13 protein-coding genes and 2 pseudogenes are annotated in these 14,978 nt (G+C 63.8%); 5 read left to right on the top strand and 10 right to left on the bottom strand.

What is annotated here, in order from left to right:
• The 3 genes and pseudogenes from X726_RS1000000171690 to X726_RS153335 form a co-directional block, all read left to right on the top strand.
• Nucleotides 1–172, top strand: a pseudogene (locus X726_RS1000000171690) (folate-binding protein); the annotation flags it as partial.
• Nucleotides 172–810, top strand: coding sequence for an HD family hydrolase (locus X726_RS153330; protein WP_023670260.1), 639 nt, complete (start codon nucleotides 172–174; stop codon nucleotides 808–810). The pseudogene X726_RS1000000171690 and the gene X726_RS153330, both read left to right, overlap by 1 nt.
• Nucleotides 811–877: 67 nt before the next feature.
• Entirely contained in the window at nucleotides 878–3,010 is a 2,133-nt protein-coding gene (locus tag X726_RS153335; RefSeq protein WP_023670259.1) for an EAL domain-containing protein, read from the top strand.
• Here the strand turns inward: X726_RS153335 and X726_RS153340 are convergent.
• Nucleotides 2,979–3,827, bottom strand: a complete 849-nt coding sequence (locus X726_RS153340; protein WP_031196463.1) for an AraC family transcriptional regulator — start codon at nucleotides 3,825–3,827, stop codon at nucleotides 2,979–2,981. The genes X726_RS153335 and X726_RS153340 overlap by 32 nt on opposite strands.
• Nucleotides 3,828–3,918: 91 nt before the next feature.
• On the opposite strand from X726_RS153340, the gene X726_RS153345 reads away from it, so the two are divergent.
• Nucleotides 3,919–5,085: an amidohydrolase gene (locus X726_RS153345; protein WP_023670257.1), complete on the top strand. Its 1,167-nt coding sequence runs from the start codon at nucleotides 3,919–3,921 to the stop codon at nucleotides 5,083–5,085.
• A 12-nt stretch (nucleotides 5,086–5,097) separates the two neighbouring features.
• Here X726_RS153345 and X726_RS153350 read toward each other — a convergent pair whose 3' ends face one another.
• Nucleotides 5,098–6,015 (bottom strand): fatty acid desaturase family protein, encoded by a 918-nt coding sequence (locus tag X726_RS153350; protein ID WP_023670256.1) that lies wholly within the window; start codon nucleotides 6,013–6,015, stop codon nucleotides 5,098–5,100.
• An 87-nt stretch (nucleotides 6,016–6,102) separates the two neighbouring features.
• Here X726_RS153350 and X726_RS153355 point away from each other — a divergent pair, with 87 nt between their 5' ends.
• The gene (locus X726_RS153355) at nucleotides 6,103–7,002 is read left to right on the top strand and encodes a LysR substrate-binding domain-containing protein (protein ID WP_023670255.1); all 900 of its coding nucleotides are present in this window, start codon (nucleotides 6,103–6,105) and stop codon (nucleotides 7,000–7,002) included.
• A 13-nt stretch (nucleotides 7,003–7,015) separates the two neighbouring features.
• On the opposite strand, the gene X726_RS153360 is transcribed toward X726_RS153355, so the two are convergent.
• The 8 genes and pseudogenes from X726_RS153360 to X726_RS153390 all read right to left on the bottom strand — a co-directional run bounded on the left by X726_RS153360 (nucleotide 7,016) and on the right by X726_RS153390 (nucleotide 14,937).
• A complete protein-coding gene (locus X726_RS153360) occupies nucleotides 7,016–7,288 on the bottom strand; it encodes a DUF3303 family protein (protein WP_023670254.1) in 273 nt (90 codons plus the stop codon).
• A 38-nt stretch (nucleotides 7,289–7,326) separates the two neighbouring features.
• Nucleotides 7,327–8,725 (bottom strand): annotated as a pseudogene (locus X726_RS01000000166960) (RimK family protein).
• Nucleotides 8,726–8,730: 5 nt separating this feature from the next.
• Nucleotides 8,731–9,828, bottom strand: a complete 1,098-nt coding sequence (locus X726_RS153365; protein ID WP_023670253.1) for a peptidase C39 family protein — start codon at nucleotides 9,826–9,828, stop codon at nucleotides 8,731–8,733.
• Between the two features lie 159 nt (nucleotides 9,829–9,987).
• A complete protein-coding gene (locus X726_RS153370; RefSeq protein ID WP_023670251.1) occupies nucleotides 9,988–10,779 on the bottom strand; it encodes an anti-sigma factor in 792 nt (263 codons plus the stop codon).
• Nucleotides 10,776–11,294: an RNA polymerase sigma factor gene (locus tag X726_RS153375; protein ID WP_023670250.1), complete on the bottom strand. Its 519-nt coding sequence runs from the start codon at nucleotides 11,292–11,294 to the stop codon at nucleotides 10,776–10,778. The genes X726_RS153370 and X726_RS153375 overlap by 4 nt, the downstream gene beginning before the upstream one ends.
• A 162-nt stretch (nucleotides 11,295–11,456) precedes the next feature.
• A complete protein-coding gene (locus X726_RS153380; RefSeq protein WP_023670249.1) occupies nucleotides 11,457–11,873 on the bottom strand; it encodes a type II toxin-antitoxin system VapC family toxin in 417 nt (138 codons plus the stop codon).
• The gene (locus tag X726_RS153385) at nucleotides 11,873–12,115 is read right to left on the bottom strand and encodes a type II toxin-antitoxin system VapB family antitoxin (protein WP_023670248.1); all 243 of its coding nucleotides are present in this window, start codon (nucleotides 12,113–12,115) and stop codon (nucleotides 11,873–11,875) included. The genes X726_RS153380 and X726_RS153385 overlap by 1 nt, the downstream gene beginning before the upstream one ends.
• Nucleotides 12,116–12,162: 47 nt before the next feature.
• Nucleotides 12,163–14,937, bottom strand: a complete 2,775-nt coding sequence (locus tag X726_RS153390) for a DUF2339 domain-containing protein (RefSeq protein WP_023670247.1) — start codon at nucleotides 14,935–14,937, stop codon at nucleotides 12,163–12,165.
• Between the last annotated feature and the right edge of the window lie 41 nt (nucleotides 14,938–14,978).

Below are 14,978 nucleotides of genomic sequence, written 5' to 3'. Positions count from 1 at the left end.
CGGCTCGACCGCGGGCACGGCCGGACTCGCCATTGCCCGCATCGACCGGGTCAAGGCGGCGCTCGACGCTGGCCAGCCGGTACTGGCCGGTGATGTCACCGTCTCGCTCGCTATCCCGGCCTGGGCGCAGTTCAGCTTTCCCAGGGAAGCCATCGGCGCGGAGGACGCCTGATGGCTGCCGATCGCGTCGGAGCGCCACCGCGCGCGTGGCAGCGCATGCTGTCGGGACGGCGGCTCGACCTGCTAGATCCCTCGCCGCTCGACATCGAAATCTCCGACATCGCCCACGGGCTTGCCCGCGTCGCCCGCTGGAACGGGCAGACCCGCGGCGATCACGCCTTTTCGGTCGCCCAGCATTCGCTGCTGGTCGAGGCGCTGTTCAGCGAGTTGCAGCCGGACGCCTCGGCCAATGCTCAGTTGGCAGCACTGCTGCATGACGCGCCGGAATATGTCATCGGCGACATGATCTCGCCGTTCAAATCGGTAATGGGCGGCTCCTACAAGGAGTGTGAGCTGCGTCTCCAGCGCGCCATCCATCAGCGCTTTTCGCTGCCGCCCGAACTCGGCGTCGGCTTGCGCAAGGAGATCAAGCGCGCCGACCAGATCGCCGCCTATTACGAGGCGACGCTGCTTGCCGGTTTCTCGACCGCGGAAGCAACCGAGTTCTTCGGCCGGCCGCGCGGGTTCAATGCCGACCGCTTCGACTTTAAGCCGCACTCGGTGACCTCGGCGCAAGCTGCCTTCCTCAAACGCTACGCAACGCTTGAAAAGCAACGCCAGGCAACGGTTGCCGTGCATTCGGCGCAGTGAACATACGCTAAATTAACCAGCGGTAACCACAGTACCGGGTTTCGATCACGGTCAGCAGGCACGCCTCATGTCCGTTGCGCACGTCAAGGGTGGTTCGCCCGTCCGCAGACGGGGAGCCGGAGGCGTCGCCGCGCCACGGCAGATCGCCGACGAACTGCGCCACCAGAACGAGCGCTTTTCCGCGGCCGTCGAGAATATGTCGCATGGGCTGTGCATGTTCGACGCCGACGAGCGCATGATCATCTGCAACGGCAACTATATCAGCATCTTCTCCCTCGACGCGAAGATCGTGCGGCCCGGCATCGCGTTCCTGGACATTCTAAAGCACAGCGTCGACATCGGTGTCGCCTCACAGAGCGCCGAAGACCTGTATGCCATCCGCAAGCCCTATATCGAGCGCGCGCAAGCCTCGACCTACGAGGAAATACTGTCGGACGGACGCATCGTTTCCATCACGCACCGGCCGCTGGCCTCAGGCGGCTGGGTGTCGATCTATGAGGACATTACGGAGCAAAGGCGGGCCGAGCAGGAACTGAAGGAGCAGCACCGCCGCTTCGATGCGGCGCTCGCCAACATGTCGCAAGGCCTGTTGATGTACGACGCCGAAGGCACGCTGATCGTGCGCAACCAGCGCTTCCTCGACCTCTACAAGGTCACGCCTGACGACTTCCCGCTCGGCATGAGCCAGCGCGCCCTGCTCGAACAGATGGTGCGACTGCGCATCTATCCGTCGATGGACATTGACGGCGAGATCGCCAACACCAGAGCCAGCCTGCAGGCCGGTGAGGAGCGTTCGACAGACCGCAGCCTTGCCGATGGCCGAACGCTGCTGGTTGCGCGCCGGCCGCTTGCCGGTGGCGGCTGGGTGGCGACCTTCGAAGACATCACCGAGCGCCGGCGCGCAGAAGAGCGCATGAGCCACCTTGCCCATTACGACACGCTGACCGACCTGCCCAACCGCTCGATGTTTCGCGAACGGCTCGACCAGGCGATGGCCGGCGATACACCGTTGGCGATCTTCTCGCTCGACCTCGATCGCTTCAAGGCCGTCAACGACACCTGGGGACACCCGGCCGGTGACTGGCTGCTGAAATGCGTGGCGGAGCGGTTGCGGCACAGCCTGCGCAGCGACACCGATGTGGTCGCCCGCCTCGGTGGCGACGAGTTCGCCATCCTGCAGTTCAATCCCAAAGGCGCCACCGATGCGGAACAACTGGCAAAACGCATCGTCGCTGTCGTCAGCCAGCCGTTTCGCGACAAGGGCCGCGACATGCATGTCGGCATCAGCCTTGGCATCGCGCTGTATCCCGGTGACGGCAAGGACGCCGACACGCTTTTGAAGAACGCCGACATGGCGCTTTACAGCGGCAAGAGCGAAGGCCGCAACGTCTACCGCTTTTTCGAGCCCGGCATGGATGCCTTGGTGCGGGCGCGCCTGGCGCTCGAAACCGATCTCGAGACGGCACTGAAACGGCGGGAGTTCGTGCTGGAGTTCCAGCCGATCACCAACATCGCGTCGGGCAAGATCGTCGGCGCCGAAGCGTTGATGCGGTGGAATTCACCGACGCGCGGCCTGGTGGCGCCCGACGATTTCATCGCAGCCGCCGAAGACAGCGGGCTGATCGTTCCGCTGGGCGAATGGGCGCTGAAACAGGCCTGCAGCGTGGCCGCCGGCTGGCCGCCTGGAATGCGCATCGCCGTCAATGTCTCGGCAGTGCAGATCAGAAGCGCCGACTTTGCCCGCAGCGTGATTTCGGCGCTGGCCGTTTCCGGTGTGCCGGCCAGCCGGCTCGAACTGGAAATCACCGAGACCGTGCTGATGGATGAGAGCGAGACGGTGCTGAAGACGCTGAGACAGCTGCGCGAACTCGGTATCCGCATCGCGCTCGACGATTTCGGCACCGGCTATTCGTCGCTCGGCTATCTCAGGCGTTTTCCCGTCGACAAGATCAAGATCGACCGCTCCTTCATCCACGATATCGACAACAAGGACACGGCGGCGATCGTGCGCACGATCATCGGGCTTGGTGCCGAACTTGGCATCACCGTCACCGCCGAAGGCGTCGAGACCGAAGCGCAGCTCGACATATTGCGCAAGGCTGGCTGCGTCGAGGCGCAGGGCTTTCTGATCGGCATGCCGTCAAAGGCCGCCGACATGGCTCGACTTCTCAAGACGAGGGCAGCGTCCCGGCGCGCCTGAACATCCCCGGCGTCATTCCATGCGCGGCGCGGAAGGTGCGCGAGAGATGGCTTTGGTCGGAGAAGCCGGCCGCAAAGGCGGCACCGGCGAGATCTGAACCTTGCCGGATCAGCAGATCGGCACGGCGCAGCCTGCGGTCACGGATGAAGGCAGCAGGGGTGAGACCCAGCACTTTCCTGAAATCGCGGATAACTTGAAAGCGCGTCACGCCTGCGGCTTCAGCGAGCCGCTGCAAATCGAGGCCCGAGTTTAGATGGTCTTCGATGACCTGTTCATAGACCCGGAGCCGGCTTTTCGATCCGAAGCTTTCGACCGCCTCGCGCCGCCGGCCGCCCCAATCGCCATGGCGCAGGATGAGCTTGCGCAAGGCGATCAGCATGGATGTTTCGGCGCTCGTGGCATCACCCGATGTCGAAGCCAAGTGCGCGACGCCTACTGCCTGGACGAGATCGGCATCATCTACGATCGCTTGTGAAAACAACGGCGGGCGATCCTGCCCGAGTTCGTCCGCGATCGCACCCACGAGCGAGGCCGAGGGATAGAAGGTGCGGTAAGCCCAGCCCTGGTCGGCGCCCGCCTCGCCGTCATGCCATATCTCCGGATTGACGAGCAGAACCGTGCCCGACGGCGCGAGGACAGTCTCGTTGCCGATGCGGACCCGCTCGCACCCTTGCGTGATCAGGGCGACGACATAGGTCGGGTGCGTGTGCAGCTGGTAGCGATGCCGCGTGAAGCGCGCCTTGAGCATGCCAAGATCGCGAAAGCGCGGATGACGCCAGAACTGCGTCGTCTCCTGAGGCTGTTGAATTCCAGACACGGTCAATCCTGTTCAAGACGCTGCCGGCGCAAATCCTTTACGTGCTGGCATCGACAAGGCCGAATTTACGATAGCCGGCAAGGAGAGCGCAATGCTGCACAACGACCCCATCGCCGCCCTCACCCCGCAGGTGGTGGAATGGCGGCATCACATCCACGCCAACCCCGAACTCGGTTTCCAAGAGTATGAGACCGCGCGCTTCGTCGCCGACAAGCTGCGCACCTTCGGGCTTGACGAGGTTCATGAAGGCATAGGCGGCACCGGCGTGGTTGGCGTCCTCAGAGGACGACCAGGCGTGCGCGCCATCGGGCTTCGGGCCGAACTCGATGCCTTGCCCGTGCTGGAGAAGACCGGACTGCCCCACGCGTCGAAAAAAGACGGCGTGATGCATGCCTGCGGCCACGACGGGCACATCGCGATGCTGCTCGGCGCCGCCAAGCTGCTCGCCGACAACAGAGCCTTCGACGGCACCGTCTGTTTCATCTTCCAGCCGGCGGAAGAAAATGAAGGCGGCAGCATGCGGATGATCGAGGACGGACTGTTCGAGCGCTTCCCCGTGGAAGCCGTCTACGCCGTCCACAACTGGCCGGGGCTGCCGCTCGGAAAGATCGCGGCCCGTGCCGGGGCGATGATGGCTGCCGTCGACACTTTCGAACTGACCTTCGAAGGGACCGGCGCACATGCCGCCATGCCGCAGCTTGGCGACGACCCCGTGCTTGCGGCCGGCGCCTTCGTTCAAGCCGTTCAGCGCATCGTCAGCCGTTCGGTCGACCCGCAGGGGGCGCTGGTCGTCTCGATCACGCAGATCCATGGCGGCAACGTCGGCAACATCGTGCCGGGCAAGGTCTGGCTGCAGGGAACCTGCCGCTTCTTCGAGCCCGCTTTGTCGGACCATTGCGAAAGGCTGATCGGCGAAATCGCGCAAGGCATTGCGTCGGCGCATGCCCTCACCGCCAAGCTCGCCTACAAGAAAGGCTACCCGCCGCTGGTCAACACGTCAGCCGCGACGGCCCAAGCCGTCCAGGCGGCAACGGCGGTTGTCGGCCGCGAGCAGGTCGAGACCGCATTCAACCCGAGCCTCGGCTGCGAGGATTTTGCCTACATGGTCCGCGAAGCCGGCGGCTGCTATGCCTGGGTCGGCGCAGGAGCGGTCAGACCGGGCGAAGGGCTGCACGGCGATCGCTATGTCTTCAACGATGCCATCGTCCCCACCGTGCTCCGCTATTTCGTCACGCTCGTTGAGCAGACGCTACGCTGACGGCCGAGCGCCTCAGCGCAAGGTCTCGACGTATTTCTCGTGGAAGCTGACATAGCCGGGTTCGACGACTTGGAGATGGCGCTCGATCAGCTGGTGGAAGGCCGGCAGCCGATGGAAGGGCACGCCGGGATAGGCGTGGTGCTCGGCGTGATACGGCATGTTCCAGGCGACTTTGCGCACCAGCAAGTTGGTCAGCGTGGTGCGGGTGTTTTCCAGCATGTTGGCGACAAGCGGGCAGCGGCCATGCTCGGCCAGCAGATAGAGCCTGAGGAAGGGCTGGCCGAGCAGCGCCGGCACGATCCAGACATAGAGCAGTACACTTGCCTCGAACCACAGGGCTAGCGCGGCGACCACGACATAGAAAGCGATCATGGCGCGGGCTTCAGTGCGCACCTTGGGCAGGCCTTTCGGCGGCACGTAGCTGTCGTGGCAGCCGCCAATCGCGTTGGTGTAGAGTGTCTGCAAATGCCCCCACCACACCGGCAGGCCCGAGACGTGGACGATGTATTGCCGCATCGTCTCCGGTTTCGGGAAGGCGAGTTCCGGATCGTTCTCTGGATCCTGGGTGAAACGGTGATGGGCGAAGTGGAAATAGCGAAACCAGACGGCGGGCAGCGCGATCGCCAGGCTGCAGACCCTTGCGGCGGCATGGTTGAGCCACTGCGTCTCGAACGCCGTCCTGTGCACCGTCTCATGCAGCAGCGTGAACAGGAAGACGATAAGAATGCCTTGCGGCAACATCAACAGCGGCCAGTACGACACCTTGGCCGCAATCAGCCCGCCGATAGCCACAATCGCGCCGAGATGGAAGGCGAGTTGGACCAGACCCGGCCCGTCCGACTTGCCGGTCAGGCGACTGCGCTGCTCATTGGTCAGGGACGCGATGACGTCGCGATGGTCTCTGGGTTCAAACTGGGCCGATACGGTCATGGCGCCAAGCTACTCGAATAAGAAAGCTTTCGAAAGACGAGGATTTCTGCGACACAGATAAGCTGACCTTACCTATCGGATCACCCAATGACCGCGCTTCCTTCCCTGAGAGGACTTCAAGCCTTCGAGGCGGCGGCGCGCTCGGGGAGTTTCGCCGCAGCGGCGGATGAGCTCTCGATCTCGGCGGCTGCGGTCAGCCAGCTCATTCGCACCGTCGAGGAGCAGATGGGTCGAAAACTGTTCCATCGCGTCAACCGCCGCGTGGTGCTGACGGAAGCCGGCGTCGAGATGCTGCCCCGGCTGACCCTGGCTTTTCGGGAGATCGGCAGCATCGCGCGTGGCAGCGATGCCTTCCGCCCGCGGCTTGTCGTATCGGTGCCGCCGTCCATGGCGATGGGCTGGCTTTCCGAACGCCTCGCCGGCTTTGTCGCCAGCCACGGCGCCGTCGACATATCCCTGCGCGGCGATGACGATCCGGTGCCGTTCGACCGCGAACTGATCGACATCCGGCTGTCCTTCGGCCCGCACTATCGTGAACACCCGAGCGAGGAGATCGTCAGGGACGCCGTCTACCCCGTCTGCGCGCCAGAACTCACCGCCAAAACCGACAGCCTCGCCGGCCTGCCACTGATTCACACCGACTGGGGACCGACCGGCGCGTCGTTTCCGTCTTGGCGCACATGGTTCGAGGCGGCGGGCATAGAGCCCGGCCGCACAGTGCAGCGCGGCCTGTCGGCGAACTCGTCGCGGGCAGCGCTCGACCTTGCCATTTCAGGGCTGGGCGTGGCGCTGGCGCAAGGCATTTATTGCGCCGGGGCGCTGGAATTGGGCCGTTTGGTCCGGGCTAATGCCCTATCGATCGCGCTGCGTCAGCCCTATTGCCTGACGATCCCGGAACGCAGTGCAAGGCGCGACCTGGTGGCGGCGTTTCGCAATTGGCTGATTGAGGAATGCCGGCGGTCGGTGGGTTCGCCGGTGCTCGGCTGATGGACCGAACTGCTCAGAGATGGCCGGCCAGTGCGGCGACCATGTCCTTGTTCGTCGCCACGGGAATGATCTCGAACTCCACCAGGTCAGACCATTCGATGACCCAGCGCTGCAGCAGCGTGACGTCATCGGCCTCGACCAGCAGGAAGCAGCGGCTCATATCAGCCGCGATCCAGGAGTGGTGCACGACAAGCGCGTCCGGCTTCAATCTGCCGCGCTCGCCGAAACGGCGGTAGATCTCCTTGCGGTCGCAGCCGGTGAAATCCTCGATGACGATGAACTGCATTTTTCCCCCTCGGTTGAATTACCGCCCGGGACCGCAAACTAACGCCCGGGACGGTCCAGCCGCTCCAGGAACCATTGCGTCAGCCGCACCCAGACTTCGTCCTTTTCGCCGGAATCCTCCCAGCCATGGTCGAGGTTCGGGTTGTCGTTGACCTCGATGACGAAGACGCCATCCTTGGTTTCCTTGAGATCGACGCCGTAAAGCCCGTCGCCGATGCAGCGCGCCGCCTTCACCGCGGTGTCGACGACATGCGGCGGCGTCTCTTTCAGCGTGAAGGTCTTGATGCCGCCCTGGTCGGGCTTGCCGCTGGCCTTGTGGTTGACGATCTGCCAGTGTTTTTTCGCCATCAGATAATGCACGGCAAACAGCGGCTGCCCACCGAGCACGCCGACGCGCCAGTCATATTCGGTCGGGATGAATTTCTGCGCGATCAGGAGATCGGAATCCTCCAGCCACTCGGTGGCGAGCGTCTTCAGTTCTTCGAAGTTGCCGCATTTCTTGACGCCGCGCGAGAACGATGAATCCGGGATCTTCAGCACCAGCGGAAAGCCCAGCGTCTGCGCCGCCAGTTCGAGGTCCGAGGTGCCGGCTATCATCACCGTCGGCGGCACCGGCACCTTGTTGTAGGCCATCAGTTCGTTGAGATAGACCTTGTTGGTGCAGCGGATCATCGACAGCGGGTCGTCGATCACCGGCATGCCTTCCTGCTGGGCGCGGCGCGCGAAGCGGTAGGTGTGGTTTGAGATCGAGGTGGTCTCGCGGATGAACAGCGCGTCGTAATTGGCGAGCTTGGCCAGGTCCTTCCTGGTGATCGGCTCGATTTCGACGCCCATCTTTTCGGCGATCTTGGCCCAGTAACGCAGCGAGGAAATCTCCGACGGCGGCAGTTCCTCATGCGGATCGACCAGCGTGGCGAAGGTGTAGCGNGAGGGCTTCTTCCTCCTCGGCCATCCTGGCCAGCGGCAGGAAGCCGATCTTGCGGATCGAAGCCCATTCGGCGCTGTCCTTGATGTGAACCTCAAGCGCCGGAGCGCGGAACCAGTCGAACAACAGCTTGGCGAAGCGGTCCCAGACCTTCGACGGTCCGATGCCGAAGAAGATGCAGATTTTTTGCGGGAATACGCCACCGAGATCCTTGCGACATTTGTTGAGCGCCAGCTCCAGTTCCGGCAGCGCGTGCTCGTAGAGCTTGCGCTCGGACAGGTCGATCATCGTCTCGACCGTCGGGATGACCTTGTGGCCGCGCGAACCGGCGAGCAGAGAGGCATAATAGCCGCGGCTCTGGTAGGCGTAATTGTTCGACAGGTTGATGACCTTCGGCTGCTGGCCGCGAAACAGCGCCGGATGCGCAAGATAGTCACGGTTGGTGATGATCTTGTGCGGCGTCGCCGCCGGGTCGAGATCGTTCTGACGGCCGGTGAGGATGACCCAGGTCATTGTTATCAGCGTTTCCCAAGAGTGATGGCAGCACGCAGTCCGTCGCGGCCGAATTGCGCCATGTTCATGAAGATGCCGTGCGGCACGGGAATGTTGGCGGCATCGAGGATGGTCTCCTGTCTTTCGTCCTCGACCCAGGGATCGTGGATCAGGATGTGGTCGCCATCGTCGCCGATAGCCAGCACCCAATGCGGCACCTTCTTGCCGAACATCAGGAAGCCGCTGATCAGCACCAGCACCAGTTTTCCCTGAGCCAGGGCGCCGCGGATATCATCGATGGTGAACGGACGGTAATTCACCGGGATGCCGTAAAGTTCCGCGCGGCGGCGAAAGTCCACCTGGGCAAGTTCCATCACCCGGCGCTTGTCGTCGCTGCGCACCGATTGCAAGAACAGCGCGCCATAGAAGGACACGAAGATTTCCGCCGCAAGCCCGCTTTCGTAGCCGGAAACCGCAAGGCCGAAGGGCTCGCAGCCGCCCGGGCCGGACATCATGAACACGGTCGTTGCCTCGCGCCATAGGCGGATTTCCATGACCGGATCGGGCACGAAGCCGGAATCGAAATTGGCCATCGCCATCATCAGGCAGCATGGACCGCAGGTGAACTCGCAGGTCTGCTGGTAGAACGGGACTTTGGTGGCGACCGGAATATCGCCGCGCAAGGTCTTTTCGTAGCGCAGCGCGGTGGCGCCATCCTCGTAATAGTGAGGCTCGCGACCGATCTTGCGGTAGCCGCTCTGCTCATAGATGCCAATGGCGCGAAGATTGTCCTCGCGCACTTCGAGACGCAACATCATGCGGTCGTGCTCGAAGGCAGCTTCTTCGGCCGCTGCAAGCAGCATGCGGCCAATGCCGCGGCCCCTGAAAAACGGGCTGGTGGCAAGCGAATAGAGCCGGGCGACGCCGCTGCCCTTGCGAAACAGCACGATGGCGTAGCCGGCGACACGACCATCGCTTTCGGCGACCAGCATCTCGGCTGTCTCGCGTTCGATCAACAAGCGGAAGGAGCGCCGGGAAATGCGGTCACTGGAAAAGACCGCCTTCTCGATGGCGGCGAGGTCATCGACGTCGGACGCGCGGGCCTTGCGAATCTCGGCAGGCATGCGGGTTTGGAAAACCTCGATTGGGTGGAGGAAAAGACCGCAGTCAAAAACGTCGCAAACATCAGCCGAAACGCCGATATCCATCAAGCGCTATCGCACTTCGAATAGGGCCGAATTGTGACACTTTCTACCCCGGCGCATTCCCGAAACGGAATGCGCTTAACTGGCGATACCAGCCAGAAGCTGACCGTAGGCCCGCTTGGCGACCGCAGCCAGTTGCTCGCGCGGCAGCGAGCCGACGACGGCGCAGGCATAGCCCTTGTCCAGCCAGTAGACCGCCTCGGGGCCGTCGGCCTCGGCCATGTAGGTGCCCTTGGACTTGGCTGAGGAATCAGCGGTAACGAACAAGGAGATGCGCTGACCCTTGGCGTCCTCGTAAAGCAGCATCGCTGCCTTGCCCTGGCCGGCCGGCAGCAGCCGGCCGCCAACCAGCTGGAAGCCTTCCGCCACCAGATCCGGCGCCACCAGTTTCAGGCCGACGCGGTTGGACAGCCAGGTCTGCAGGTGATCCTTGTCGCTTGCCGGCACTTCCACCGCATGGCGCTGTTCGGCGGCATAGATGACATGGGCGGCGATCGCCTCTTCGGCCAGTTGGTCATCGGCGCCATCTTCCCTGCCGATGCCGTCGATGCCGGCAAAATAGCCGCCAAGACCGCCGATGACGAGCACTGCGGCCGCCGCGGCCGCAAGCCACCAGCGCGACTGCCGCGCCGCCGCCTTGGTCGCGCCTTCACCGCTAACGATCTGCTTGAACAGCACCGGCACGGGCTCGTCGAGCACACCGGCAAAGGCGGCGCGCAACGCGGCGCGGTCGGCGGTGTAGCGGGCGCTTTTCGCCTTCATTTCGGGATTGGCGTCGATCCAGGCGTCGTAGGCGGCGCGCTCGTCGCCCGGCAGCTCGCCGTCGAGAGCCATGTGGATATCGCGTTCGGAAAAATCGCGGCGGGTCATTTCTCGACGATCCTTATCGAGCGGCGGCGCGCCGTGTCATCGAGCAGGCTGCGCAGCTCCTCGCGTCCGCGCGCTATGCGCGACATCAGCGTGCCGGCGGGCACGCCGAGAATGTTGGCGGCTTCGGCATAGGAGAATCCTTCGATGGCGACCATGACTAGAGCGGCGCGGCGGTCGGGGCTGATCGCCTGCAATGCGTCGATGATCTCGCGCGAGGCGGCGTTCTCGGCCTGCTCGGCGGGGACTGCCTGCGCCTCGTTTGCGTCAAGCGGCAGGATCGCCGCCTCACCGCGCCGGTTCACCTTGCGCATCTGATCGATGAACAAATGATGCATGATCGTAAACAGCCACCTCCGGGGGCTTTCTCCCGTCTGCCAGCTTTCAAGCCGCAAGAGCGCTCGTTCGAGGCAATCCTGGACGAGATCGTCAGCGGATTCGCGGTCGCGCAGAAGCGAGCGTGCGTAGCGGCGCAGGCGCGGTATTTCGCCAAGGATTGCTGCCTTCTTTTCGTCCATGACCGCTGGTTCTGAGGTCGCCCTTGTTTAACCCGATTGAACGCGCCTTCCCGGCGCGGCGCAAGCGGCCAGCGCGAAGCGGTCTGCCGCCCCGGTCACCCAAGCAGTGAGATAACGAGTTGATCGGCTAAATTATTCCCCGCAATCAACAAAAGGGCCGAATTATCCTAAATCGGTCTGTGCAAAATCATGGCCTTTGTATAGCAGTGGAAGATCGCGGCTTTTCGCGCAGGCGTAAGCAAAACAGTCCCCGAGATTCAGATCCGCCTTGTGGCCAACGGCTTTGCCGTAACGGGCACTCGCGTCAATGGCCCGAGAGCCGATGTTGTCGTCAATGGCCAGACTCTCTCCCATGATCTCCACAATGAACTCATCGATCAGATCGCGGGCATGGAGAAGGGCTTCAGCGCTGGGTCTGCGCGGGCCGGCGCCGGCCCTTGCCAATGCCTGTGTTGCTTCGAAGTGAACCAACGGAGAAACCCAGACCTGCCCGGAAAAACCGGATAGCTGCTTCAGCAATTCCTCCCACCCAGGTTCCTGGTTGAGAATGGCGACGATCACCGACGCGTCGACAAACATCAGTCTTCCCACATCTCGTCGGTGAACTTCTTCATATCGAAATCGGGATTGGGCAGGCCAAGCTTCCTGGCCCTGTCCTGAAGACTGGCGATCCGATCGCGCAGCGGCACCTTCGCCCGATTGCGCTCAAGTTCGTGCACGAGCGCGACCCGCACCGCCTCCGTTTTGCTCGGAGCGTTCGTCTCGCGTTGCAATCTGCTGGCCAGCGCATCCACTTCGTCGTCGCGGATATAGAGCGGCATCGAATATCCTCCGTTGGATATTGATATATTCCATCTCGTATATCACTTCAAGTTGCAGCGTTGGCCTCCCTCGCCGCCCGCGTCAGCAGCCGCTGGTAGAACAGGCCGATGCCGATCAGCACGGCGCCAAGACCGATGAAGGACAGCGCCCTGAGCACGCCTTCCAGTTCCGACATGTCGAACAGGAAGACTTTTACCACGGCAATCGCGATCAGCGCCGCCGAGGCGATGCGCAGCACCTGCGACTTCAGCCAGACGCCGGCGGTGAGCAGCACGACGCCAATGACCAGCCAGAGCGCCGAATAGGTGTAGGTCTCGAGCTGGCCGAGGCCGCTCCACAGGCCGATGAACTCGCCCTTGAACACGCGCCTGACCGACAGTGTGGCGTAGGCGAAGACAAGCAATGCCGCCACCACCGCCAGCATCTGCGCATACCATGGCGGCCGCTTGTCCCTGGCATAGAGCGCCAGCCCGCCGACAGCGATGGCCGGCAGGAGATAAGCCAGGAACAAGAGGTTGAACACCGGGATCTGGCCGGTCGATTCGTCGGTGAACAGCGGATTGAGCACCAGGAAATGCTGGAGGACGATGAAGGCGACCGAGAGCACGCCGGCAGCCATCGAGCCGTAGCGCAGCACAGAGCTTGGCGAGCGCATGTCGATGGCCACCAGTATCGCGCCGGCGCCGATGGCGATCAGCGTATAGATCGCCTGTTCGGCGAGCGTCACCGGACCGGTGTCGATGACGCCGCCATGCATGGCGTGGCGCACCAGCATGGCGACGGTGAGCAGCGCAAACAGGGCTGCACCCGCCTCCATCGCTAGGCGCGGCCGGCCATTACCAGCTGTTGGTAGTGCGGGGGTGGTACGCGCGAGTTGCCAGGCGGCAAAGCCGAAGGCTAGCGCCGGTACGCCGTATCCCGGCAGCAGCCAGTTGAACACCCGCGTCGTGGTCAGGAACTCGGCGCCGACGATGGTCGGATCGAAGGCGACGCGGCCCAGCACGGCAACGACCGCGCCGACCGAAATCCAGCCAAGCACCGGATAGCTGCGCCACCGCGTCGCCAGCGCCGGCACGATGGCGGCAACGCCGGCAAGAATGGTCGTCCAGCCGGATCCGAAGGCCATGTGCAGCATCAGCAGGCCGGCCAGAGCCGAGCCGCAAAGCGCGAAGGAGACGGCGATGTCGCCCTTGAGCGGCGGCTGTTCGGCGCGCGCGATCCATTCGCCACCGGCAGCGAAGACAACAACCAGAAGGGCAGCTATCTCTGCGTAGACAAGGTCGCGGTCGAGATTGCCGTAGGCAAGCCACAGCGTCAGCAGAATAAGCAGCGGCGCAGCGACGCCCCATGCCGCCCAGCATGCCGCGCGGACCCGTGCTGAGGCGGCGAAGCGGCGTGCGGCCCAGAAGCCGGCGCCGATGAAGACCAGGCCGAGGCCAATGCCGATGCGCAGCGTCAACGGATTTCCGGCCGCCACCGGCATGCCGTCAAAGCCGATATTCCCCTGGGTTATGTCGGAGCCGATGGTGGTGGGCGGAATGATGCCGAGATGGATCATCACGCTCACCACGCCGGCGGCATGCAGCAGCGGCAGCGCGCGCGGCCGGTAGAGTGCGGTGGCGACAAGGGCGACGAGGACGAAGGCGCCCGGCAAGGCGCCACCGGCGGCGACCAGCGTCGTGTCGACGGACAGGCCTAGCGCTGAAAACGCAACGAAAACGCCTGGCACGATCGAGGGCCAGTCGAAGCCGGTCTTCGCCGTCTCCGCTTCGCTGTCACGTGTGCCCAGCCAGACAAAGGCAAGCACCGCCAGCGTCACCGCGTCGATGAACAGGATGACGGCAAGGTCGGCGACTAGCGTGCTCATCATGTAGACGATGGTCCAGGCGCCGGTGCCGAAGAAGGCCGCCGCAATCAGGAATTTCCAGTCGCGAATGCGGGCGATCACGGCTGTAGCGGCAAGCACGATCGCCAGGTAGACGAACAGCGCCCATGGGTTGGGCGCCTGCGAGGACACAAGCGCCGGCGTCGCCATCGAGCCGACGAGACCGATGCCGGCCAGGGCCTGGCCGTGGACGAGGGCGGCGACAATGGTCGCCACGCCGATGGCGCCGAGCACGGTGAAGGCGAAGGCCGGCCCGACGAAACCGTAAATGGCATGCGCGGCATAGACCGTACCGAACAGGATGAAGGCGCCGGCAGCCGTCAGGATCGCCGGAATATAGGCGCCTGCAGCCCCTTGCACCGGCACCTTGAAGCCGGTGCGGCGGATGAACTCGCCGCCGCCGATCAGCACCAGGCCGAGCAGCGCCGCCAGGGACAGCCGCACTTCAGGGCCGAAAATGCCGGCCTCGATGGTGTAGCGGATCAGGAACAGGCCGCCCAGGGCCAGCGCGACGCCGCCGACCCAGACCGCCCAACGGGTGCCGAGCGCCGTTTCGACCTCTGACTGGCGGGCTGCCTTCGACGTGGCGGCAGGCGCGGATCCGGTGAATGCCGCCTTGGCCGCGGCCGACAGTTCTGGCACGGCCTCGCTGGTGGCCGCATCGGCTTCGGCGGCCGGTGCCTGGGCATGTGCCGCGTCTGCTGTTGTTGGCGAAGCTATGTCGGCAACTGGTGCGCTAGCGTGAGCGGCATCCGCCGGTGCGCTTGCAGCCTGCTCGGCCGGTTTGGCAACGGGCGGTGTCGCATGCACTCCGGACAGAACCAGGCTGCGCAGCGCTCCGAGCTCGCGCTCGATCAGACTGACGCGGCCCTGCTGGCGCAAGACGAGGACAAAAAGCACGATAACGACGACGGCGCCAATCAGGCTTTCAAACATGGCGGTTCCCCCAAACCAGGCCAGTTTTCACTGACAATTGC

The organism is Mesorhizobium sp. LSJC285A00 (genome assembly GCF_000503155.1).
Lineage (GTDB): Bacteria > Pseudomonadota > Alphaproteobacteria > Rhizobiales > Rhizobiaceae > Mesorhizobium.
The sequence above is the reverse complement of the archived record's forward strand: the minus strand, read 5'-3'. Positions and strand labels throughout refer to the sequence as shown.

What these genes read in the sequence shown, in the direction of transcription:
- X726_RS153330 (WP_023670260.1), top strand. Translation starts at nt 172, where the DNA reads ATGGCTGCCGATCGCGTCGGAGCGCCACCGCGCGCGTGGCAGCGCATG.
- X726_RS153335 (WP_023670259.1), top strand. Translation starts at nt 878, where the DNA reads ATGTCCGTTGCGCACGTCAAGGGTGGTTCGCCCGTCCGCAGACGGGGA.
- X726_RS153345 (WP_023670257.1), top strand. Translation starts at nt 3,919, where the DNA reads ATGCTGCACAACGACCCCATCGCCGCCCTCACCCCGCAGGTGGTGGAA.
- X726_RS153350 (WP_023670256.1), bottom strand. Translation starts at nt 6,015, where the DNA reads ATGACCGTATCGGCCCAGTTTGAACCCAGAGACCATCGCGACGTCATC.
- X726_RS153355 (WP_023670255.1), top strand. Translation starts at nt 6,103, where the DNA reads ATGACCGCGCTTCCTTCCCTGAGAGGACTTCAAGCCTTCGAGGCGGCG.
- X726_RS153360 (WP_023670254.1), bottom strand. Translation starts at nt 7,288, where the DNA reads ATGCAGTTCATCGTCATCGAGGATTTCACCGGCTGCGACCGCAAGGAG.
- X726_RS153365 (WP_023670253.1), bottom strand. Translation starts at nt 9,828, where the DNA reads ATGCCTGCCGAGATTCGCAAGGCCCGCGCGTCCGACGTCGATGACCTC.
- X726_RS153370 (WP_023670251.1), bottom strand. Translation starts at nt 10,779, where the DNA reads ATGACCCGCCGCGATTTTTCCGAACGCGATATCCACATGGCTCTCGAC.
- X726_RS153375 (WP_023670250.1), bottom strand. Translation starts at nt 11,294, where the DNA reads ATGGACGAAAAGAAGGCAGCAATCCTTGGCGAAATACCGCGCCTGCGC.
- X726_RS153380 (WP_023670249.1), bottom strand. Translation starts at nt 11,873, where the DNA reads ATGTTTGTCGACGCGTCGGTGATCGTCGCCATTCTCAACCAGGAACCT.
- X726_RS153385 (WP_023670248.1), bottom strand. Translation starts at nt 12,115, where the DNA reads ATGCCGCTCTATATCCGCGACGACGAAGTGGATGCGCTGGCCAGCAGA.
- X726_RS153390 (WP_023670247.1), bottom strand. Translation starts at nt 14,937, where the DNA reads ATGTTTGAAAGCCTGATTGGCGCCGTCGTCGTTATCGTGCTTTTTGTC.